General features: G+C 68.9%; 14 protein-coding genes. 12 read left to right on the top strand and 2 right to left on the bottom strand.

The genetic code is table 11. The features are described from left to right. Window positions 1–4 precede the first annotated feature (4 nt). The 10 genes from ACQPZP_RS39380 (at window position 5) to ACQPZP_RS39335 (ending at window position 16,862) form a co-directional block, all read left to right on the top strand. The gene (locus ACQPZP_RS39380) at window positions 5–1,309 is read left to right on the top strand and encodes an MCE family protein (protein WP_433474714.1); all 1,305 of its coding nucleotides are present in this window, start codon (window positions 5–7) and stop codon (window positions 1,307–1,309) included. Next, window positions 1,306–2,337 carry an MCE family protein gene (locus tag ACQPZP_RS39375; RefSeq protein ID WP_433474713.1) on the top strand — a complete coding sequence of 344 codons (1,032 nt, stop codon included), beginning with the start codon at window positions 1,306–1,308 and terminating at the stop codon, window positions 2,335–2,337. Before ACQPZP_RS39380 ends, ACQPZP_RS39375 begins: the two co-directional genes overlap by 4 nt. Beyond that, complete coding sequence (locus ACQPZP_RS39370) at window positions 2,338–3,435, top strand: MCE family protein (protein WP_433474712.1); 1,098 nt, start codon at window positions 2,338–2,340, stop codon at window positions 3,433–3,435. Next, window positions 3,432–4,739, top strand: coding sequence for an MCE family protein (locus tag ACQPZP_RS39365; RefSeq protein ID WP_433474711.1), 1,308 nt, complete (start codon window positions 3,432–3,434; stop codon window positions 4,737–4,739). The genes ACQPZP_RS39370 and ACQPZP_RS39365 overlap by 4 nt, the downstream gene beginning before the upstream one ends. Continuing rightward, window positions 4,736–6,049, top strand: coding sequence for an MCE family protein (locus ACQPZP_RS39360; protein ID WP_433474710.1), 1,314 nt, complete (start codon window positions 4,736–4,738; stop codon window positions 6,047–6,049). Before ACQPZP_RS39365 ends, ACQPZP_RS39360 begins: the two co-directional genes overlap by 4 nt. Then, complete coding sequence (locus ACQPZP_RS39355; protein ID WP_433474709.1) at window positions 6,046–7,518, top strand: MCE family protein; 1,473 nt, start codon at window positions 6,046–6,048, stop codon at window positions 7,516–7,518. Before ACQPZP_RS39360 ends, ACQPZP_RS39355 begins: the two co-directional genes overlap by 4 nt. Window positions 7,519–7,528: 10 nt before the next feature. Continuing rightward, a complete protein-coding gene (locus ACQPZP_RS39350) occupies window positions 7,529–8,017 on the top strand; it encodes a hypothetical protein (protein WP_433464747.1) in 489 nt (162 codons plus the stop codon). Then, the gene (locus ACQPZP_RS39345; RefSeq protein ID WP_433474708.1) at window positions 8,014–9,096 is read left to right on the top strand and encodes a hypothetical protein; all 1,083 of its coding nucleotides are present in this window, start codon (window positions 8,014–8,016) and stop codon (window positions 9,094–9,096) included. The genes ACQPZP_RS39350 and ACQPZP_RS39345 overlap by 4 nt, the downstream gene beginning before the upstream one ends. Window positions 9,097–9,493: 397 nt before the next feature. Continuing rightward, entirely contained in the window at window positions 9,494–12,970 is a 3,477-nt protein-coding gene (rpoB, locus tag ACQPZP_RS39340; RefSeq protein WP_433474707.1) for a DNA-directed RNA polymerase subunit beta, read from the top strand. A gap of 19 nt (window positions 12,971–12,989) precedes the next feature. Beyond that, window positions 12,990–16,862 carry a DNA-directed RNA polymerase subunit beta' gene (locus ACQPZP_RS39335; protein WP_433474706.1) on the top strand — a complete coding sequence of 1,291 codons (3,873 nt, stop codon included), beginning with the start codon at window positions 12,990–12,992 and terminating at the stop codon, window positions 16,860–16,862. A gap of 101 nt (window positions 16,863–16,963) precedes the next feature. Here ACQPZP_RS39335 and ACQPZP_RS39330 read toward each other — a convergent pair whose 3' ends face one another. Further along, the gene (locus ACQPZP_RS39330) at window positions 16,964–21,007 is read right to left on the bottom strand and encodes a DUF4132 domain-containing protein (RefSeq protein ID WP_433474705.1); all 4,044 of its coding nucleotides are present in this window, start codon (window positions 21,005–21,007) and stop codon (window positions 16,964–16,966) included. Between the two features lie 301 nt (window positions 21,008–21,308). Beyond that, window positions 21,309–21,698, bottom strand: coding sequence for an ATP-binding protein (locus ACQPZP_RS39325; protein WP_433474704.1), 390 nt, complete (start codon window positions 21,696–21,698; stop codon window positions 21,309–21,311). 161 nt (window positions 21,699–21,859) lie between these two features. Here ACQPZP_RS39325 and ACQPZP_RS39320 point away from each other — a divergent pair, with 161 nt between their 5' ends. Both ACQPZP_RS39320 and ACQPZP_RS39315 read left to right on the top strand, forming a co-directional pair. Further along, window positions 21,860–22,675, top strand: coding sequence for a helix-turn-helix domain-containing protein (locus tag ACQPZP_RS39320; protein WP_433474703.1), 816 nt, complete (start codon window positions 21,860–21,862; stop codon window positions 22,673–22,675). After that, window positions 22,666–22,848 (top strand): DUF397 domain-containing protein, encoded by a 183-nt coding sequence (locus ACQPZP_RS39315; protein ID WP_433474702.1) that lies wholly within the window; start codon window positions 22,666–22,668, stop codon window positions 22,846–22,848. Before ACQPZP_RS39320 ends, ACQPZP_RS39315 begins: the two co-directional genes overlap by 10 nt. The last annotated feature ends 6 nt before the right edge of the window (window positions 22,849–22,854 follow it).

The following is a 22,854-nucleotide window of genomic DNA, read 5'->3' as shown; positions in this document are numbered from 1 at the left end:
GCTCATGAGCCAACGTGTGCGGTTCCGGGTGCTCGGCATCTCGATGATCATCGTGATCGTGCTGCTGCTGGCGCTGACCGTGGCGCTGTTCAACAAGGCGTTCACGCCGGTGCTCAAGGTGACGGTGACGAGCGAGCGGGCCGGGCTGCAGCTGCTGCCGCACTCGGACGTGAAGGTGCGCGGACTGATCGTCGGCGAGGTGCGCGGCACCGACGCCACCGCGAACGGCGCGACGCTGCATCTCGCGCTGGACCCGGGCAAGGCCAAGCTGATCCCGCGGAACGTTCAGGCGCGGCTGCTGCCGAAGACGCTGTTCGGCGAGAAGTACGTGGACCTGGAGATCCCGGCCCAGGCCGCGCCGGCGGGGCTGCGCGAGGGCCAGGTGATCCCGCAGGACCGCTCCCAGGCCGCCGTCGAGGTCGGCAAGGTGCTGGACGACCTGCTTCCGCTGCTTCAGGCGGTGAAGCCGGCGGAGCTGAACGCGACGCTGAACGCGCTCGCGACGGCGCTGCAGGGCCGCGGCGACCAGATCGGCCGGAACCTGGAGGAGGCCGACGAGCTGCTGCGCAAGATCAACCCGCAGCTGGGCACGCTGGTGCACGACCTGCGCGGCCTGGCGGACGTGTCCGACATCTACAGCGCCGCGGCGCCGGACCTGCTGCAGACGCTGCGCAACCTCAACGTGACCAGCCGGACGATCACCGACAAGAGGGCCACGATCGAGCAGCTGATCCCGGCGACCACCGCGCTGGCCGAGGACGGCGACGTGTTCATGCGGCAGAACGGGCCGAAGATCATCGGCTTCAACATCGCCAACCGGGACGGGCTGGACCTGGTCGCCCGGTACTCGCCCTCGCTGCCGTGCGTGTTCGCCGGGCTGATGAAGATCAGGCCGGAGGCCGAGCGGGCGGCCGGCGCGAACGGCTCGAAGACCTTCAACCTGACCGTGGAGATCGTCAAGCCGCGGCCGGGCTACAAGTACCCGCTGGACAAGCCGGAGGCCCGCGACCAGCGCAACCCGCGCTGCTACGGGCTGCCGAACCCGAAGGTCCCGGGCCCGGACTACCTGGCGCTGGACGGGACCCAGGACGACCTGTGGTGGAAGAACCCCGATGACCCGAACGGCGGCGGAAGCCGGGGCCGGGCGATGTCGAACGTCTTCGTGGACCCGGGCTCGATGAGCGAGAAGGACAAGCTCAAGAGCATCCTCGGGCCGCTGACGCGGACCCCCGCCGACCAGCTCTCCGACGTCTCCGCGCTGATGTTCGGCCCCCTGCTCGCGGACGGATCGGTGGTGACCGTCAAGTGAGGACGACGAGCGCTGCGATCAAGCTGGCGATCTTCGTGGTCGTCACCTCGCTGGCCACCGGCGTGCTGGCGATGACGATCTCCAACATGCGGTTCCGGGAGACCACGACCTACAAGGCGATCTTCTCGGACGTGACCGGGCTGCTGGACCACGACGACGTCCGCGTCGCCGGAGTCCGGGTCGGCCAGGTCGAGCACGTCGAGCTCTACAAGGGGAGCCAGGCGAAGGTCACGTTCAGCCTGCAGAAGGAGGACGTCTTCAAGGCGGGGCTGCCCTCGTCCACGCAGGTGCAGATCCGCTACCGCAACCTGATGGGCCAGCGGTACCTCGCGCTGACCGACGGCGCCGGGCAGGTCGACGACTACCTGAAGCCGGGCGGGACGATCCCGATCGCGCAGACGAAGCCGGCGCTGGACCTGACGACGCTGTTCAACGGCTTCCGCCCGCTGTTCCGCGCGCTGGAGCCGAAGGACGTCAACACGCTCGCCATGCAGATCATCCAGGTGCTGCAGGGCGAGGGCGGGACGATCAACAGCCTGCTCGCGCACGTCGCGTCGCTGACCAACACGCTCGCCGACCGGGACAAGGTCATCGGCCAGGTGATCGACAACCTGAACACCGTGCTCGGCACCATCGACGAGCGGCATACCGAGGTCAACCAGCTGATCACGGATCTGCGCGGGTTCGTCAGCGGGGTGTCCGGCGACCGCAGGGCGATCTTCGACTCGGTCTCGGCGATCAACGACCTGACCGGCACCACGCAGGACCTGCTCGCCGACGCCCGCCCGGACATCCGCAACGACATCGCGGGGCTGCGCAAGCTCACCGCCACGTTCGACGCCAACGGCAAGGCGATCGACCAGGGCCTGAAGCGGTCGCCGAAGCGGCTGGAGGGGCTGGTGAACATCTCCTCCTACGGCTCCTGGTTCAACATGTACATCTGCGGTTTCGACGCGAGGGTGCGGCTGCCGGGCGGACCGGTCTACCAGACGCCGGCGATCGTGAACGAGAACGCGAGGTGCAAGTAGATGAGGATCCCGTTCCGGGAACGCAACCCGGTCCCCATCGGGCTCTCCGCGTTCGCGATCATCATCGTCCTCCTCGTGGTGGCGATGAACCTGGAGAACATCCCGTTCATCTCCGGCGGCACCACCCACACCGCCGCGTTCAAGGAGGCGGCCGGGATGAAGGCCGGCGAGGAGGTCCGCATCGCGGGCGTCAAGGTCGGCAAGGTCACCGGGCTCGAACTCGACGGCGACCACGTCAAGGTCACCTTCCGGGTGGACGACGGGGTGAGGCTCGGCGAGCGCACCGAGGCCGACATCAAGATCAAGACGATCCTCGGCGCGCACTACCTGGCGCTCACCCCGCGGGGCCGGGGCAGGCTCGGCCACAACATCCCGATCGAGCGGACGCACACCCCGTTCGAGGTCGTGCCCGCGATCAGCGAGCTGAGCCAGCGGGTCGGGGCCATCGACGTCCAGCAGGTCGCGAAGTCGTTCGACGTGCTGTCGGACACGTTCAAGAACTCGCCCGAAGAGGTCCAGGCGTCGCTGCAGGGGCTGCGCCGGCTGTCGAACACGGTCGCGTCCAGGGACGACGAGCTGCACGAGCTGGCCGGCAAGGCCAAGGACGTCTCCAAGCTGCTCGCCGACCGCAACCAGGACTTCGCCAAGCTCGTCCAGGACGGCGACAAGGTGCTCCAGGCGGTGCAGGCGCGGCGCGCGGTCATCCATCAGCTGCTGATCAACACGGTCACGCTGTCGCAGCAGGTGAACGCGCTGATCAACGAGAACGAGAAGCAGTTGCGGCCGATGCTGGACAACCTGGCGAAGGTGAACGCGATCCTGCTGAAGAACCAGAACAACCTGGACCGGATCCTGCAGCTGTTCGCGCCGTTCGCCCGGCAGTTCACCGACGTCACCGGCACAGGCCGCTGGTTCGACTCGTGGATCCAGAACCTCATCCCCATCCCCGCATCGATCCAGAACCCGCCGAGCGGCGGTGGGACGACGACCAAGAAGCAGGGCGGCCAGCTGGGCAACGGCTCGCCCGGCACCGGCCAGACGCCCGGCAACGGCCAGACCGGCGGCAACCGCGACAACCCGTTGCCCTTCCTCCCGTGAGCAGCAGGCAGGTTCCCGTGCGCAACTCAGCGACCATCCTCCGCCTCGGCGGCGCGATCCTCGCCGTCGCGGTGCTGGCGGCCGCGCTCCTGCTGATCTTCCAGCAGCCGAAGCAGCGCCACCTGACGGCGTACTTCACCAAGACCGTCGGCCTCTACAAGGGCGCGGACGTCCGGATCCTCGGCATCCCGGTCGGCGAGGTCACGAGCGTCGAGCCGGCCGGCGACTCGGTCAAGGTCGAGATCAGGTACGACGCCAAGTACAAGGTCCCCGCGAACGCGCAGGCCGTCATCGTCAACCAGACGCTGGTCGCCGACCGGTACGTCCAGCTCACCCCCGTCTACAAGGGCGGCGGCGTCCTCGCCGACAGGGCGACGCTCGGCACGAACCGCACCGCGGTCCCGGTCGAGGTGGACGAGATCGGCGGCAACCTGAACGAGCTGTCCCAGGCGCTCGGCCCGCAGGGCGCCAACGCGCCGGGCGCGAACGGCGAGGCGGGCTCGCTGTCGCGGCTGCTGCAGGTCGGCGCCGCGAACCTGAACGGGCAGGGCGACGACATCCGGCAGACGATCGCGGACGCCTCCCAGGCGCTCAGCACGCTGAGCACCGACCGCGGCGACGTCGCCGAGACGATCAAGAACCTGCGGATCATCACCGACGCGATGAAGGCCAACGACCAGCAGATCAAGTCGTTCTCCGGGCACCTCAACGGGGTGTCGGGGCAGCTCGCGGGGGAGAAGGAGGAGCTCAGCGCGGCCCTCAACACCCTCGCCCCGACGCTGCGGAACGTGCAGCGGTTCGTCAAGGACAACCGCACCGAGCTCGCCGCCAACGTCCGGCAGCTCGCCCAGATCACCGGCGTGCTGGTGAAGGAGAAGGGCGCGCTCTCCGAGATCCTCACCGCCGGCCCGCTCGCCGTCAACAACCTGGCCCGCGCCTACGACCCGATCAGCGGCACCATCCACACCCGTGACAACTTCCGCCAGTTCAACAACCTGGCCGACTGGATCTGCTCGCTGGCGTACTCGGTCGGGACGCCCGCCAAGGAGTGCCTCGACTTCATCACGCCGTACAACGGCATCGGCAAGGCGCTGACCGGCTTCAGCCTGGACCTGTCCTGGATCACGGCGCTGACCACGCACTACGACCCGGTGCCGATCCCCCCGGACGCCTACGGCCCGCAGGGCCCGCCCGGCAAGTCCGGCAAGACGAGCACCACGAACAAGACGAACAAGACCGCGACGGCCGGAACGCAGAGCAGGCCGCGGGATCTCACCGCGCTGCTGCCTGGAGGTGGCCGATGAGCAGGACATGGCGCACGCGCCGGCGCGTCCGCCGCGCCCGGCTGTTCGGCGCCGCCGCCCTCGCGGGCGTGACGGCCCTGTCCGGCTGCTCGTTCAACGGCGTGGAGTCGCTGCCGCTGCCCGGCGGCCCCGACCTCGGCTCTGACCCGAAGACCGTGAAGATCGAGTTCGAGAACGTGCTGGACCTCGTCCCGCAGTCCGCGGTCAAGGTCAACGACGTGTCGGTGGGCAAGGTCGAGAAGATCGACCTGGCCGGGGAGCCGGGCACGCGGGGCGGCTGGCACGCCCTGGTCACCGTCAAGTTCCGCGGGGACGTCAAGCTGCCCGACAACGCCGTCGCGACGATCGGCCAGACCAGCCTGCTCGGCGAGAAGTTCGTGCAGCTGGAGCCGCCGCAGAACGAGACCCCGACCGGGCAGCTCGGAAACGACGACCTGATCCCGCTGAACCGCACCTCCCGCGGCACCGAGATCGAAGAGGTGCTGTCGGCGATGTCGCTGCTGCTGAACGGCGGCGGCCTGGAGCAGGTCTCCACGATCAGCCACGAGCTGCAGGCCGCGATGGGCGGCCGCGAGCCGACGATCAGGTCGGTGCTGCAGCGGGTCAACACGTTCGCCGGGACGCTGGACCAGAACCGCGCCGCGATCACCCGGGCGCTGGACAGCATCGACCGGCTGACCGGCAAGCTCTCCGACGAGCGCAAGACGATCCAGGACACGATCGACAAGACGGGCCCCGCGATCGCGGTCCTCAACCGCAACCGCGCCGACCTCACCAAGATGCTGGTCGCGCTGAACAGGCTCAGCCGCACCACCACGTACGTGATCGACCACTCCAAGGCCGACATGCTGGCCAACCTGCGGGACCTCGACGTGATCCTGCGGAACCTCAACAAGGCCGGCTCCGACCTGCCGAAGTCGCTGGAGACGCTGATCACCTTCCCGTTCCCGGCGACGTTCGAGAACGTCATCGCGGGCGACTACGGCAACGTCCGGCTGACCCTGGACCTGGACTTCGAGTCCATCGCGCACAACCTGCTCGGCGGCACCGACCTGGAGGGGCTGCTCGGCAGCGGCAAGCAGATGCGCAGCATGCTGCAGGTGCCGAACGTGACGCTGCCGGACTCGCCGCTCGGCGTGCTGCCGCAGACACCGGGCGGCGGCACCGGGCAGGGCGGGCTGCCGGGCCTGCCCGGCGGCTCCACGCCGACGCCCGGCAAGACACAGGGCACGCAGGGGCGTCCGGGCGCGTTCGCCCCCGGCTACGGTGACGGCGGTCTGCGGACCCTGATGGCGGGGGGCCTCTCGTGATCCTGAAGCGCGGCGTCATCATCCAGCTGATCGCCTTCGCGGTCATCACCGTCGTCGGCGTGGCGATCGTCTCGGTGAACTACATCGGGCTCGGCCGCGGCCTGCTCGGCAAGCAGTACACCACCTACGTCGACCTCACCGACTCCGGCGGCGTGTTCACCAACGCCGAGGTCACCTACCGGGGCATCCCGGTCGGACGGGTCGGGCCCATCGAGCTGACCAAGGACGGCATCCGCGTCAAGCTGCTGATGGAGCGCGGCAAGCGGATCCCGCGCGAGGGCACGAAGGCCGTGGTGGCGAACCGGTCGGCGGTCGGCGAGCAGTACATCGACCTGGAGCCCACCCGGAAGAGCGGGCCCTACCTGGACGAGGGCGACCCGTACACGATCCCCCGGGAACGCACCACGCTGCCCGTGTCCACCGCCGAGCTGCTGCGCAACGTCGACTCGCTCGTCGGCTCGGTGAACACCAAGGACCTGGGCGTCATCGTGGACGAGCTGGACAAGGCGTTCTCCGGCTCCGCCTCGGACCTGCAGTCGATCCTGGACGACACCGACCGGCTGCTGAAGACGGCCAACGAGGCGTACCCCGACACCGAGCGGCTGCTGAACAACAGCGTGACCGTCCTGGACACCCAGCGCGGGCAGGCCGCCAACATCCGGGGCTTCGCCCGGAACCTGAACGAGCTGACGACCTCCCTCCGCAACGACGACCCCGCGCTGCGGAAGACCATCGAGAGCGCGCCCGGCGCGGTGGACGAGACGCACAAGGCCATCAACCAGCTCGCGCCGACGCTGCCCGTCCTCCTGGCGAACCTCACCACCACCGGTCAGGTCATCGCGTCGCGCAAGGCGGGCCTGCGGTCGCTGTTCATCCTCTACCCGGTGACGGTCGCCGGCGCCTTCACCGTCACCCCCGGCGACGGAACCCAGCATCTGGGGCTCGCGCTGAACATCGACGCGCCGCCCGCCTGCACCAAGGGCTACGAGAAGACCAAGCACCGCTGGCCGCAGGACACGTCCCCCAAGAAGCCCCGCCTGGACGCCGGCTGCACGGCTCCCCACAACGCGCCCACGGACGTGCGCGGTGCCCGGAACTTCCCGCGGGATGCCATCGCGCCCTACCCGCAGGTTCCGCCGGGCGCGACGACGGGCGCCGGCTTCCCCGAGGGCGGCGCGTACGGCACCGACGGTGACGGCGGCGCCAAGACGGAGGCCAAGGGCAAGAGCTCCGGCAAGACCTCCGGGAAGGCCGCGGCCGCAGGGGCTCCGACCGGGCAGCTGTCGAACGGCAACCTGTACCTGTCCTATCCGGCGGATTCAGTCGAATTCGCTGGATACGATCCAACGACGGGTGCGGTCTACGGGCCCGATGGCAAGCGTTATGTCATGCCGCGCAGCGCCGGTACTCGCCAGTTGGGAGAGGAATCCTCGTGGAAGTGGCTCCTGCTCGGACCGCTGAGCCAGTGAGGGGGACACGATGAGGCGCAGGCTCCCCATGGTCACCGCGATCGCCCTGAGCGTCGTCGTGGTCGGTCTCGCCATCGCGTCCGGCTGGCTCGGCGTCGTCTCGCTGCGGAACAAGGACGAGGCCGACCAGAAGGCGAAGGCGACCCAGTCGGCGCGGCAGATGGGCGTGAACCTGATGTCGCTCAACTCCGACACCGCCCAGCGCGACCTGGACCGCATCGTGAACGGCACCACCGGTGACTTCAAGAACAAGCTGGCGGGCCAGTCGAAGGCGTTCATGGACCAGGTGACCAAGGCCAAGGCCAAGTCGACCGTCACCGACGTCGACGCCGCGCTGGTCTCCATCGACGGCGACTCCGCCGAGGTGATGGTCTCCCTCACCGGCACCGTCACGAACGACAAGGTGCAGAACGGCACGCCGCAGGGCTACCGGTACCAGATGGACCTCACACGGGTCGACGGCCGCTGGCTCGTTTCCGGACTGGAGGTTGTCCCGTGACGATCAAGTCGGAGGAGCGGGCGGCCCGGGCCGCCGAGCGCGCCGCGCGGGCCGAGGAGCAGGCGGCCAAGGCGGAGGAGGCCGCCGAGGCGGCCCGGCTCGCGGAGGAGGCCGCCGCGAAGGCCAGGGAGGCCGCGCGGCTCGCCCAGATCGCGGCGGACCAGGCCGCGGCCGTGGAGGCCGATTCCGAGGCCGACGAGGCGGATGAGACGGACGGGGCTCCGGACGACGACGCCCCCGAGGCGACCACATCCCTGGAGAAGCCCCGGCGGGGCTCGAAGGCTTCCGAAGACGCGTCCGGCGGCGACGACGCGGCAGAGGACGACTCAGAGGCTCCGGAGGCCGCCTCCGTGGAGACGGAGGCTCCGGAGGACGCCGAAACCGAGTCCGGCGAGTCCGGCAAGGGCGATGCCGACGACGAGGCGAAGGCCGACGACAAGGCGGAGGCCGAGGACCAGGACGACAAGGCCAAGACCGACGAGGACGACGAGGACGACGAGGACGTCAAGCCCGCGAAGGTCAAACGTCTGAGCCTCGGGAAGTCCGCCAAGTCCACCGCCGATGACGACGACAAGCCGCGAGGCCGGTTCCGGTCCGGCGGCATCTCCACGGTCATCACGGTCCTGGTCGTCCTGACGATCGCGCTGGGCGCCGGTACCACCGCGCTGGTGTTCAAGGTCCGCGAGCAGAATGCGACCGAGCAGGCGTCCAAGGAGGCTTCGTACGCAGCGTCCCGCGCGGCCCAGAAGCTGTCGTCGTACGACTACCAGACGCTCGACGCCGACCTGAAGTCCGCGTCCGCGACGACGACGGGCAAGCTGCACACCCAGTACGACAAGCTCGCCCAGGAGCTCAGGACCGTCGCCGTCCAGCAGCAGGCCGTCTCCAACACGACGGTGATGAAGGTCGGCGTGGTGAGCGCGACGCCCGACAAGGTCGTGGCCCTCGTCTACGCCAACCGGTCGTCCGCCACCAAGAACGACAAGCAGCAGCGGCTCCCCGAGCCGCTCCGCATCAAGATGACGATGGTCGAGAAGGACGGCAGGTGGCTCGCCTCGGAGCTCACCGTCCTCTCCTGACCCGCTGATCTCGCCGGATCCGGCGAGAACGATCGAGCGGCCGCCCTCCCGAGGGCGGCCGCTCGACGGCGTTTCACGGCCCTACCCGGCGGTAGGGCGTGGGATCTTAAACTATGGCCTTCCTCACTGCAGGTCAGGGCCCGAAAAGTCCAAGTCCGCTCTTGACTGACAGGCCCTGAGGGGCGATGCTCCATGGCAACGTGATGCATACTGCGGCGCTAGAGTTGCGAGCGGTGTACCAGTCGGCTACACTGCCCCTTTGCGCTGCCCTCTGACTATCCGCGTGTGAGAGCACCCCTGTGACGGTCCGTTTTGGACCACTTTGTGCAGGTCTCGGACGTGGATCGTCTGGCGTGCGTGTCGTCAGTTACGCCGCGAGCCCTCGGAAGGACCACTCTTGGCAGCCTCGCGCAACGCCTCGAATACCGCAACCGGTCCGAACCGCGTCTCCTTCGCGCGCATCAAGGAGCCGCTCGAAGTCCCGGACCTCCTTGCTCTGCAGACCAACTCCGTTGACTGGCTGCTGGGCAACGAGAGGTGGAAGGCCCGGGTCGAGGCGGCCCAGAAGGCCGGAAGTAAGAGCGTCCCGACCCAGTCGGGGCTGGAGGAGATCTTCGAAGAGATCAGTCCCATCGAGGACTTCTCCGGAACCATGTCCCTCTCGTTCCGCGACCACCGGTTCGAGCCGCCCAAGTACTCCGTCGAGGAGTGCAAGGACAAGGACATGACCTACTCCGCCCCGCTGTTCGTCACGGCGGAGTTCATCAACAACACCACCGGAGAGATCAAGAGCCAGACGGTGTTCATGGGCGACTTCCCGCTCATGACCCCGAAGGGCACCTTCATCATCAACGGCACCGAGCGCGTCGTCGTCTCACAGCTGACCCGATCGCCCGGCGTCTACTTCGACCGCGCCCTCGACAAGGCGTCCGACAAGGACATCTACGGCTGCCGGGTCATCCCGAGCCGTGGCGCCTGGCTCGAGTTCGAGATCGACAAGCGCGACAACGTCGGCGTGCGCATCGACCGCAAGCGCAAGCAGCCCGTCACCGTGCTGCTCAAGGCGCTCGGCTGGGACGAGGCGCGCATCCGCGAGCGCTTCGGCTCGTACGAGTCGATCAACGTCACCCTGGAGAAGGACCACACCTCCGGGCAGGACGACGCGCTGCTCGACATCTACCGCAAGCTGCGTCCGGGCGAGCCGCCGACGCGCGAGTCCGCGCAGACGCTTCTGGAGAACCTGTACTTCAACCCGAAGCGCTACGACGTCGCCAAGGTCGGCCGCTACAAGATCAACAAGAAGCTCGGCCTCGACCTGGACATGAAGCAGGGCACCCTGACCGAGGACGACATCGTCTCCACGGTCGAGTACCTCGTCCGGCTGCACGCCGGCGAGGAGGAGGCCACCCTCGGCTCGGTCGCCGTGCCGATCGAGGTCGATGACATCGACCACTTCGGCAACCGGCGCCTGCGCACCGTGGGCGAGCTGATCCAGAACCAGGTCCGGCTGGGCCTGGCCCGGATGGAGCGCGTCGTCCGCGAGCGGATGACCACCCAGGACGTCGAGGCGATCACGCCGCAGACGCTGATCAACATCCGGCCGGTCGTCGCCTCCATCAAGGAGTTCTTCGGCACCAGCCAGCTCTCGCAGTTCATGGACCAGACCAACCCGCTGGCCGGCCTGACGCACAAGCGCCGGCTGAACGCGCTGGGCCCGGGCGGCCTGTCGCGTGAGCGGGCGGGCATGGAGGTCCGCGACGTCCACCCGTCGCACTACGGCCGCATGTGCCCGATCGAGACGCCGGAAGGCCCGAACATCGGCCTGATCGGCTCGCTCGCCGCGTTCGGCCGGGTCAACCCGTTCGGGTTCGTCGAGACGCCGTACCGCAAGGTCACCGACGGTGTGGTCACCGAGCAGATCGACTACCTCACCGCCGACGAGGAGGACCGCTACGTCATCGCGCAGGCCAACTCCCTGCTGAACGACGACGGCACCTTCGTCGACGACCGCATCCTGGTCCGCCGTAAGGGCGGCGAGGTCGAACTGGTCCCCGCTCGCGAGGTCCAGTACATGGACGTCTCGGCGCGGCAGATGACCTCGGTCGCCACCGCGATGATCCCGTTCCTGGAGCACGACGACGCCAACCGCGCGCTGATGGGCTCCAACATGCAGCGCCAGTCCGTCCCGCTGCTGCGCAGCGAGGCGCCGCTGGTCGGCACCGGCATGGAGTACCGTGCCGCGACCGACGCCGGCGACGTCATCACGGCCGAGAAGGCCGGCGTCGTCGAGGAGGTCTCCGCCGACTACGTGACCGTCATGAACGACGACGGCACGCGGACCACCTACCGGGTGTCCAAGTTCAAGCGGTCCAACCAGGGCACCTGCTTCAACCAGAAGCCGATCGTCGACGAGGGCCGCCGGGTCGAGGTCGGCCAGGTCATCGCCGACGGGCCGTGCACCGACGACGGTGAGATGGCGCTCGGCAAGAACCTTCTCGTGGCGTTCATGCCGTGGGAGGGCCACAACTACGAGGACGCCATCATCCTCAGCCAGCGCCTGGTGCAGGACGACGTCCTCTCCTCGATCCACATCGAGGAGCACGAGGTCGACGCCCGCGACACCAAGCTCGGCCCCGAGGAGATCACCCGGGACATCCCGAACGTCTCCGAGGAGGTCCTGGCCGACCTCGACGAGCGCGGCATCATCCGCATCGGCGCGGACGTCGTCCCCGGCGACATCCTGGTCGGCAAGGTCACCCCGAAGGGCGAGACGGAGCTGACCCCCGAGGAGCGGCTGCTGCGCGCGATCTTCGGCGAGAAGGCGCGCGAGGTCCGCGACACCTCGCTGAAGGTGCCGCACGGCGAGCAGGGCAAGGTCATCGGCGTCCGGGTCTTCTCCCGCGACGACGGCGACGAGCTCCCGCCCGGCGTGAACGAGCTGGTCCGGGTGTACGTCGCCCAGAAGCGCAAGATCACCGACGGTGACAAGCTGGCCGGCCGGCACGGCAACAAGGGCGTCATCTCCAAGGTGCTCCCGGTCGAGGACATGCCGTTCCTGGAGGACGGCACCCCGGTCGACATCGTCCTGAACCCGCTGGGCGTCCCCGGGCGCATGAACGTGGGCCAGGTCCTGGAGACCCACCTCGGCTGGGTCGCCTCCCGCGGCTGGAAGGTCGAGGGCGACGACGCCGAGTGGAAGCGGGCCCTGAAGGCGATCGGCGCCGACGAGGCCGACCCCTGGACGAACACCGCGACGCCGGTGTTCGACGGCGCCCGCGAGGACGACGTCACCGGCCTGATCGAGAGCACCCTGCCGAACCGCGACGGCCAGCGCATGGTCGGCCCGGGCGGCAAGGCGCGGATGTTCGACGGCCGCACCGGCGAGCCGTACAAGGACCCGATCTCGGTCGGCTACATCTACATCCTCAAGCTGCTCCACCTGGTCGACGACAAGATCCACGCCCGCTCGACCGGCCCGTACTCCATGATCACCCAGCAGCCGCTCGGCGGTAAGGCCCAGTTCGGCGGCCAGCGCTTCGGTGAGATGGAGGTGTGGGCGCTGGAGGCGTACGGCGCCGCCTACGCCCTCCAGGAGCTGCTGACCATCAAGTCCGACGACGTCCTCGGCCGCGTGAAGGTGTACGAGGCCATCGTCAAGGGCGAGAACATCCCCGAGCCCGGCATTCCCGAGTCCTTCAAGGTGCTCATCAAGGAGATGCAGTCGCTGTGCCTCAACGTCGAGGTGCTCTCCAGCGACGGCATGTCCATCGAGATGCGCGACACCGACGAGGACGTCTTCCGCGCCGCGGAGGAGCTCGGCATCGACCTCTCCCGCCGTCCGAACGAGGGCGCGATGAGCGTCGACGAGGTCTGAGAACTCAAGGGGAAAACAGTTGCTTGACGTCAACTTCTTCGACGAGCTTCGCATCGGTCTGGCGACCGCCGACGACATCCGCCAGTGGTCGCACGGTGAGGTGAAGAAGCCGGAGACGATCAACTACCGGACCCTCAAGCCGGAGAAGGACGGGCTCTTCTGCGAGAAGATCTTCGGCCCGACCCGGGACTGGGAGTGCTACTGCGGCAAGTACAAGCGCGTCCGCTTCAAGGGCATCATCTGTGAGCGCTGCGGCGTCGAGGTGACCCGCGCCAAGGTGCGCCGTGAGCGGATGGGCCACATCGAGCTGGCCGCGCCGGTCACGCACATCTGGTACTTCAAGGGCGTGCCGTCACGCCTCGGCTACCTGCTGGACCTGGCCCCGAAGGATCTGGAAAAGATCATCTACTTCGCGGCCTACATGATCACCAGCGTGGACGCGGAGCGGCGCGACCGCGACCTGCCCACGCTGGAGGCGCACATCTCGGTGGAGCGCCAGCAGATCGAGCAGGCCCGCGACGCGCAGGTCGAGGCCCGCCAGCAGAAGCTGGAGGGCGACCTCGCGGAGCTGGAGGAGGCCGGCGCGAAGGCCGACCAGAAGCGCAAGGTGCGCGACGGCGCCGAGCGGGAGATGAAGCAGCTGCGCGACCGCGCGCAGCGCGAGCTCGACCGTCTCGACGAGGTGTGGAGCCGCTTCAAGAACCTCAAGGTCCAGGACCTGGAGGGCGACGAGCTGCTCTACCGCGAGATGCGCGACCGGTTCGGCAAGTACTTCGAGGGCGGCATGGGCGCCGCGGCCATCCAGGCGCGGCTGCAGAACTTCGACCTCGACGCCGAGGCCGAGAAGCTGCGCGACATCATCCGCACCGGCAAGGGCCAGAAGAAGGCCCGCGCCCTGAAGCGGCTGAAGGTCGTCTCGGCGTTCCTCAACACCCGCAACAGCCCGCTCGGCATGGTGCTGGACTGCATCCCGGTGATCCCGCCGGACCTGCGTCCGATGGTGCAGCTGGACGGCGGCCGCTTCGCGACCTCCGACCTGAACGACCTGTACCGCCGGGTCATCAACCGCAACAACCGGCTCAAGCGCCTGCTCGACCTCGGCGCTCCCGAGATCATCGTCAACAACGAGAAGCGGATGCTGCAGGAGGCCGTCGACGCGCTGTTCGACAACGGCCGCCGCGGCCGCCCGGTCACCGGGCCCGGCAACCGTCCGCTGAAGTCGCTGTCCGACATGCTCAAGGGCAAGCAGGGCCGGTTCCGGCAGAACCTGCTGGGCAAGCGCGTCGACTACTCCGGCCGTTCGGTCATCGTCGTCGGCCCGCAGCTGAAGCTGCACCAGTGCGGCCTGCCCAAGCAGATGGCGCTGGAGCTGTTCAAGCCGTTCGTCATGAAGCGGCTGGTCGACCTCAACCACGCGCAGAACATCAAGTCCGCCAAGCGGATGGTCGAGCGGGCCCGCCCGGTCGTGTGGGACGTGCTGGAAGAGGTCATCACCGAGCACCCGGTGCTGCTGAACCGGGCGCCGACCCTGCACCGCCTGGGCATCCAGGCGTTCGAGCCGCAGCTGGTCGAGGGCAAGGCCATCCAGATCCACCCGCTCGTCTGCACCGCGTTCAACGCGGACTTCGACGGCGACCAGATGGCGGTGCACCTGCCGCTGTCCGCCGAGGCGCAGGCCGAGGCGCGGATCCTGATGCTGTCGACCAACAACATCCTGAAGCCGTCGGACGGCAAGCCCGTCACCATGCCCACCCAGGACATGGTCATCGGCCTGTACTGGCTGACGACGCAGAAGGACGGCGCCGAGGGCGAGGGCCGCGCGTTCGGGTCGGTCGCCGAGGCGATCATGGCCTACGACCGGCACGAGCTGGACCTGCAGGCAAGGATCCAGATCCGGCTGAAGGACATCCCGCCGCCGCGCGGCTGGAAGGCGCCCGAGGGCTACGAGCCCGGCCGGCCGTACCGGCTGGAGACCACGCTCGGCCGCGCGATCTTCAACGAGACGCTGCCGGACGACTTCCCGTTCGTGGACGACGAGATCGGCAAGAAGCAGCTCTCGGCGATCGTCAACGAGCTGGCGGAGACCTACCCGAAGGTCGCCGTCGCCAATGCTCTGGACGCGCTCAAGAGCACCGGGTTCCACTGGGCGACCAGGTCCGGTGTCACGATCGCGATCGACGACGTCATCACGCCGCCCAACAAGCAGGAGATCCTGAGCGGCTACGAGCAGCGCGCCGAGAAGGTGCAGCGGGAGTTCAACCGCGGCCTGATCACCGACGACGAGCGCAAGCAGGAGCTCATCGAGATCTGGAACAAGGCCACCGCGGACGTCGCGGTGGACATGGAGAAGGCGTTCCCGAAGGCCAACCCGATCTGGATGATGATCCAGTCGGGCGCCCGCGGCAACCCGCTGCAGCTCCGCCAGATCGCCGGCATGCGCGGCCTGGTCTCCAACCCGAAGGGCGAGACCATCCCGCGTCCGATCAAGTCGTCGTTCCGCGAGGGCCTGTCGGTCGTCGAGTACTTCATCTCGACGCACGGCGCCCGGAAGGGTCTCGCCGACACCGCGCTGCGCACCGCCGACTCGGGTTACCTGACCCGGCGCCTGGTGGACGTCGCGCAGGACGTCATCGTCCGCGAGGAGGACTGCGGCACCGACCGCACGATCCCGTTCGAGGTGGCCGACAGGCTGGCCGACGGCACGCTGGTCAAGCTGGCCACGTCCGAGACGAGCCTGGTCGGGCGCACCATCGCCGAGGACGTCGTCGTCGACGGGACGCTCATCTTCCCGGCCGACACCGACCTGTCCGACACGGTCGTGACGCGCCTGGTCGAGGCGGGTGTGGAGAAGGTCCGCACCCGCAGCGCCCTGGTCTGCGAGGCCAAGATCGGTGTCTGCGCCGCCTGCTACGGCCGCTCGCTGGCCACCGGCAAGCGGGTGGACGTCGGCGAGGCCGTCGGCATCATCGCCGCGCAGTCCATCGGTGAGCCCGGCACGCAGCTGACGATGCGCACCTTCCACACCGGTGGTGTGGCCGGCGGCGACATCACGCACGGTCTGCCGCGTGTCCAGGAGCTGTTCGAGGCCCGCATCCCGAAGGGTGTGGCCCCGATCAGCGAGGTCGCCGGCCGCGTCAAGATCGACGAGACGGAGAAGGCCCGCAAGGTCGTCGTCGTCCCGGACGACGGTTCCGACGAGATCGCCTACCCGGTGCCGATGCGGTCCCGCCTCCTGGTCAAGGAGGGCGAGGCCGTGGGCGTCGGCCAGCAGCTCATCGCGGGTGCGATCAACCCGCACGAGGTGCTGCGCATCCTCGGTCCCCGCGCCGTGCAGCTCCACCTGGTCCAGGAGGTCCAGGAGGTCTACCGGTCGCAGGGTGTGTCGATCCACGACAAGCACATCGAGATCATCGTCCGCCAGATGCTGAAGCGGGTGAACATCCTCGAGTCGGGCGACACCGAGCTGCTGCCGGGCGACCTGGTCGAGCGTCCGATCTTCGAGGAGACGAACCGGAACGTCGTGGCCGAGGGCGGGGTCCCCGCCGCCGGCCGCCCCGTCCTGATGGGCATCACCAAGGCCTCGCTCGCGACCGAGTCGTGGCTGTCGGCGGCGTCCTTCCAGGAGACGACCCGGGTGCTCACCGAGGCCGCGATGCACGCCAAGAGCGACCCGCTGCTCGGCCTCAAGGAGAACGTCATCATCGGTAAGCTCATCCCGGCCGGTACCGGCATGCCGCAGTACCGCAACGTCCGGGTCGAGCCGACCGAGGAGGCGAAGGCGGCGGTGTACTCCGTCGGCTCCTACGACGACGGCGCCGAGTACGCCTTCGGCCAGGGCTCCGGCGAAGCCGTCCCGCTGGAGGAGTACGACTTCGGTCAGTACAACCGCTGACGTCCCGTCCCGGGACGCCGTGCTCGCGGCGTCCCGGCTCGCGGACACCTGACCGACGACACGCGAGAGGCCCCTTCCACCCGGGAGGGGCCTCTTCGCGTTCAGGGGGTCGTGACCGACTCCAGGTCGGCGAGGATCTCGGACGCGGTCACCTCGTCCAGTTCGGCGAACCGGTGCTGGGAGCCGGTGTCCCAGCGGAGGAAGTCGCCCGGCTCGTCGGCGAGCCAGATCGTCCTGAGGACCTGGTCGTCGTTGGAGTCGCCCCAGCCGACCTGGATGCCGGGGTCGAGCTCGATCACGACGTGGAGGCCGCCGGGGACGGGACGGGAGATCCAGCGTTCGGTGCCGTTGTCCATGGGGGTGCCGCGCCGCCAGCCGCGCCGCTCCAGCCCGACGACCTTGCCCCATCCGGCGGTGCGGTCCTCGAACCGGGCCAGCCTGGCGGTCGCGGTTTCCTCGTCGGTGAGGCGGTGCACTTCGCGTCCGAGCTGCGGGAACGGCTGGATGATCTCGTAGTCGGCGAAGACCTCTGACCAGGCAGAGAGCGCGGTGCCGAGGGTCAGCGGGTGGGCGACTCCGATCTGTGCCGTGTCGGACGGGGTGAGTTCTTCGTCGTCCACGTCGGCGAGGGTGCGGTCCTCGGCGAGCCGGAACGCGGTGGCGGCGGTGCCGGATTCGGCGAGCCACACCAGGCGGCGGACGATGTGCCACATCAGCGGGTGGTCGACCAGCAGGTCGCGGAACTCACGCGGCGTCCACCGGCGGCCAGTCGTCATCGCCAGTTCCAGGCGCCGGACCTGGTTCGGCATGGTCGCCCGAACATCCTTCTTGAACTGCGTGAACGCGGCGTAGGCGGCGGGCGCGAGGTCCGGGTCGTCCTTGGCGCCGGGCTTGGGGAGCGCGGCGCGGCGGCGGCCGGTCTCGTCCGTCACGAACGGCTTGAGCTGCTCGTCGAAGCCCACGACGAAGCGGCGCGGGCCGTAGTCGAGCGTCATGCTTCCGTCTGCGTCCAGGCCGATGCCGGGGACGAGCCGGTCGGCGAGCTGCTCGCCGGTCAGCCCGAGCCGGGCCGCGACCTCCTGGATCTTCTCCCCGGCGCGCTTCTTGATCGCCTTGAACGGGGCCTTGTGGGAGATGCCGTCGAGCAGCATCAGCGAGGTCTCCGTGCCGATCACCGCCAGCACGTCCAGGCCCTTGACCGCCTTGTGGTGCCCGTTCTCGCCGGGCCAGGCGCGGATGACCGGGGCGAGGCGGCGGGCGGCGGTGTCGTCGCCGAGCCAGCCGACCGCCGTCAGCGCCCACGCGTCCTCGGAGCGTTCGCCGAACTGCCGCCACCGCTCGAACAATGCCCAGGCGAACGCGGCCAGCGACTCGGCGTCGCATGCCTTCTTGACGGCGTCCAGGCCGGGGTCGGGGTCGTCCGGCGGAGACATCGCCAGGATCGTCAGGAGGTGCGGGACGACCGTGACCGGCAGGGCGCGCCCGCTGCTCGCCAACCGTATCCGGGGCAGGACGGCGGGGTCGGCGAACGGCCCGACCTCGGGGATCTTTCGCGGGACGAGTTCCTCGGGGTCGCGCTCCAGGAGTACTTCCATGGCGTGGCCGGCCTCGTCCCGCTGCTCGCGGGCCAGCTTGATGACGGTGTCGCGCCCCAGGTCGCGGGCGAGGGAGTGCAGGGCGTACTCGGCCGCGTCGCGTCGCTTGCCGGGCCTGTCGAACGCAGCCGGGAGGAGAAGGCGAACCGCCTGGGGGCCGTGCCTGTTCAGCCATGCCTCCGCGTGCGGGCGTCCCGCCCTGACGCGCAGGAGCCAGTCGGCGACCAGTTCGGCGACGGGTTCGGCCGCGAACGGGACGACGACGTGCCCGCAGGCTCCGGGCCTGCTCCGGGCGCCCTTCACGACGGCGGTGAGCGCGTCCAGCCCGAACCGCTGGGCGAGCCTGGGCACCCACCTTTCAGGCTCCCGATCCGCTCCGTAGTTCTCCTTGGGCGGATACCAGCCCGCGACCAGACGCCGAACCTCCTCGAAGGGGGCGTAGCCGAGCAGCGCCACCTGCTCGTAACTGCGCAGCCTGCCCGCCCCGAAGTCCGCGATCCGCTTGTCCCATGGTCCGGGCACCTTGCCTTCGTGACTCCAGCCGGCCGGAACGGGGAGCCCGTAGGGAGTCCGGGTCTCCCGTTCGTGCTCGCCCTCGTCGTCGGCCCAGACGAGTGTGGGATCCGGGGCTTTCAGGTCCTTGATGACGATCGGTTCCGGCTTCTCCCGCTTTCGCGCCCAGGGCGGGTCGGTCAGGACGCCGGGCAGGTCCGCCGGGTCGGCCTCGGCGGTCTCGCCCAGGCCCGCGATGATCCGTTCGACCGTCCCACGGACGTCCTCGTCGAGCGTGGGCAGCGCGCTCCTGATCACGTCGAGGTTGCCGCGCACATGCGTTTCGAGCAGGTCGTCTTCGGTGGCCAGTTCCCGCGCCGCCCGCAGGGGGAATCGCTTCATCGCGTTCATCAGCTCGCCGCTGACGTGCATGTTGGAGCGTCGCCGGAGCAGCGCGCGGAACGCCTCGTCGGACGGCAGACGGCCGAGCACCTCCAGGAGAGCGTCCCGTCTCCGCGGGGAGTCGAGATGCTCGTCCAGCGCGGGGGCCAGGAGCGGGACGGCGGCCGGGCCGAGACCGTCCGCCAGCGCGTGCAGGTTCTCCGGCGCGTAGCAGTCAGCCGCGGTCAGCGTGGCCCGGTGGCCGAGGAGTTCGAGGTGCGCGGACGACCCCAGGCACCTGAAGAGCACCTCGCGCGGCACTCCGTCCGGATGCTCGCAGAGATCGCTCACCCAGTCGTCCTGCGTAGGGACCAGGTAGGCGGTCAGGAGCCGCTGCCGGGCCGAGCCCCGCCGCTCGGAGAGCCGTTCGACGGCCTCGGCGTACTCCTCCTCGGTCGCGGCGGCCAGCATCGAGCGGACGCGCAGAGCGCCGTCCGGAAGAGCCCGGACGCCGCGCTCACCCGGCTCGACAGGCTTGATGACCTTGCTCCGCCGTCCGTCCCGCATCGGCCCGCTGGCCCGGGCTTCCAGGCCCCACCTGTCGGTGAGCGCGCAGGCGGCGAACACGACGCCGTGCTCGTAAGCCCACGCGTCCACGTAGTCCTGGTTTTCGCGCGACCAGACCGACTCGCCCGCCGTGATCAGCGACAGGACGGCCGCACCGAGCGGATCCGGCTCACCACCGAGATGCGCACGCGCCGCGGAGGCCAGCACCGCCTCGGTGCCCAGGTCGCTCAGGGCTCGTTCGATCTGATCCGCGGCCTCCTCGATGGACCGCGCGACGATCTTGCTCGCCCCCGCGTCCAGCGTGATCTCCGGACCGGGCGCGCCATCGCGCCGCGGGTGGAGCCCACCGCGCCACCGCTCCGGCACGACCAGCACGTCTTCGTCGGGAAGCCGAACAAGATGATCATCCATGCCCGCCGACGCTAACAGCGCCCACCGACACACCGCCGCAATTCCGACCACACCGTCGCGCCCGCTGCAAACCCACCGCTCGCGACGTCGGCGGCCCTGTTCTTCATCACGAATCCGGGCTTCTCGGTGGGTGGCGAGAGATCCGGAAGGGCCCGGCCGCGCGAAACCGCCAGGCGAGGGCATCGTCGGGCGGGCGTATCGCATTTCCTCAGCCCGGACGCAGACGTGCCACAACTGTTCGGCGGACAGGCGTCGGACGTCCCAGAGCAGGGCCGCTGCGTCGGCGGCCGGGGGGTCAGGGGGAGACCCGTCCGGCAGCGGGATGCCGGTGATCGCGGCGAGATCGCCGGCGGGCATGTCGATCAGGGTGGACAGGTCGGCCAGCCTGTCCGGGGTCAGTTCCACCCTGCCCTCTCCGATCACCACGACCGTGACCGCGGACACGTACATGCGGCCGTTGGAGCAGTAGGCAAGAGCCTTGGTCGCGTTGCCCCAATCCAGATTCCGATTCGCGTACAGCATGTTCGCGACCAGGGCCCCGAACCCCGCCTTGTGCGGGTCGAACCATTTCCTCGGCACGTACGGGTCCCGGCGCGGCATCTGCGGCAGTTCTCGCACGGCCTGCGACAGCCGACTGATATCCGACTTTCGGTGGCCGAGCAGCCGTTCCAGAAGCACGCCGAAAGGGGGGAACTTCACCACCTCAGGCTCCGCGTCCGTGGCGGCGAGGGTTCGAAAGAGCCGCACCATCCCGGCGCCGTCCAGCACGAGCGCTGTTGGGATGCGGCTTGACCCTCACGTTACGTGCAAAGCCACCGCTCGCGCCCTCTGCGGCGATGGTGACGCGGAAGCTGAAGGCGAGCACGCCGGGGCCGCGTTGATCCGGCGGGCGGTGTCGACCAACTCACGCCATCTCGGCGACGGGGTACGGGAGTTGCGCTTCTACTTTGGACGCGATTCTTGAGGTGACCTTCGTTCCGCACGCGGCCTGATCCGCGGGTCAGCACTTCGCCCACGTGATCTTCCCGCCCTCCAGCAGCGGCCGCGTCCCCCACTCGACGGCGAGCTGCGACACCATGAACAGCCCTCGCCCGCACGTCGCCGCGTGGTCCTCCGGCTGGACTTCGGGTCGCCCCTCTCCGCTGTCCCACACCTCGATGACGGGACGGCCGTCGCGCTCGTCCCGCACCACCCGGACGACGATCGGCCCTTCCCCGTGCACGAGCGAGTTGGTGACGAGTTCGGAGACGACCACCCGCACATCCGAGTCGTCCGCGATACCCCACTCCCGGAACCACTCGGCGACGAACCGCCGAGCCAACGCCGGCGCCCGATCGGACGGTTCGAGGACGAGCGTCGGCACCCCAGGCGCAACGGCTGTCGGAGGCATCAGGCACCACCTTTGGCTGAGTCGTGGATTCTCGAACACAGTCAGCCACAATGAAAGTACTCTGCGTTACAAAGCCCAGACCATAGGTGGCAAGTCAGGCTCCGTGCGCTCACACCACTTGGGTGTTGGTTGGGCGTCCTTTGCAAGGGAGGATGAACAACATGGCTCCACAGCGGAAGCGCGGGACGGTCTCGCCGACGCTGCTCGCGTTCGGCCGCCGGTTCCGGCGGCTCCGGGAGGCCAAGGGCTGGACGCAGGAGTCCGTGGCACGACGCGCGAACGGCGGCCAAGGCGTAAAACCGCAGTACATCGGCGCCATCGAGAATGGCCGCACCCGCTGTACCCGGGATTTCGCCGAGACGATGGACCACGCGCTGGACGCCAACGGCGAACTGCTCTATCTCTACGACGACCTGGTCAAGGACGCCACATTCCCCACCTGGTTCGACTGGCACACCGTCGAGCCCGAAGCGATCATGCTGGAGTCATACCAGCCTCTCCTGGTGCACGGGCTACTCCAGACTCCGGCCTACGCCTCGGCGATTCTCAAGGGAGACAAGGACGCGGTAGAGGCGCGGATCAACCGTCAGAGCATCCTGACCAGGGAGAACCCGCCGCCTCCGGACTTCTCGCTTCTCCAGGACGAGGTTTCCCTCAACAGGCTGACCGGCAGCCCCGAGATCATGAAGGAACAACTGGAGCATCTGCTTTACATGGCGGAGCGGGGCATAGTGGCCTTGCAGATCGTGCCGAGCCGAGGGGAGCACGTCGGCAACAGCGGTGCGTTCAACGTCGCCACCTTGGCCGACCGGACCGAGATCGCATACGCGGACATGGCGGCGCGTGGGCTCACCATGAGTGACCCAGAGGACATCGCGACCCTCAGCAGAACACTGATGGTCGTCCGATCACTGGCCCTGCCCATGGACCAGTCCCTAGAAATGATTCGTAAGGTGGTAAGGGAAAAATGGACCTGACCAAGGCCGTATGGCGTAAGTCCAGCTACACCACTGCCAATGGCGGTGACTGCGTCGAGTTGACCGCCGTCCCCGGAACAGTTGCCGTCCGCGACAGCAAGGACCCGGAGGGACCGAAGCTGCTGGTGACGCGGCGGGCTTTTGCAGCGCTGCTGTCCGACCTCAAGCGGTAGTCCCGG

It is taken from the genome of Spirillospora sp. CA-142024, assembly GCF_050942325.1.
Lineage (GTDB): Bacteria > Actinomycetota > Actinomycetes > Streptosporangiales > Streptosporangiaceae > Spirillospora.
This window is presented reverse-complemented; position numbering and strand designations above follow the sequence as displayed.

Coding starts and splice junctions, on each gene's coding strand:
- ACQPZP_RS39320 (WP_433474703.1), top strand. CDS start 21,860: ATGGCTCCACAGCGGAAGCGCGGGACGGTCTCGCCGACGCTGCTCGCG.
- ACQPZP_RS39380 (WP_433474714.1), top strand. CDS start 5: ATGAGCCAACGTGTGCGGTTCCGGGTGCTCGGCATCTCGATGATCATC.
- ACQPZP_RS39370 (WP_433474712.1), top strand. CDS start 2,338: ATGAGGATCCCGTTCCGGGAACGCAACCCGGTCCCCATCGGGCTCTCC.
- ACQPZP_RS39315 (WP_433474702.1), top strand. CDS start 22,666: ATGGACCTGACCAAGGCCGTATGGCGTAAGTCCAGCTACACCACTGCC.
- ACQPZP_RS39350 (WP_433464747.1), top strand. CDS start 7,529: ATGAGGCGCAGGCTCCCCATGGTCACCGCGATCGCCCTGAGCGTCGTC.
- ACQPZP_RS39325 (WP_433474704.1), bottom strand. CDS start 21,698: ATGCCTCCGACAGCCGTTGCGCCTGGGGTGCCGACGCTCGTCCTCGAA.
- ACQPZP_RS39360 (WP_433474710.1), top strand. CDS start 4,736: ATGAGCAGGACATGGCGCACGCGCCGGCGCGTCCGCCGCGCCCGGCTG.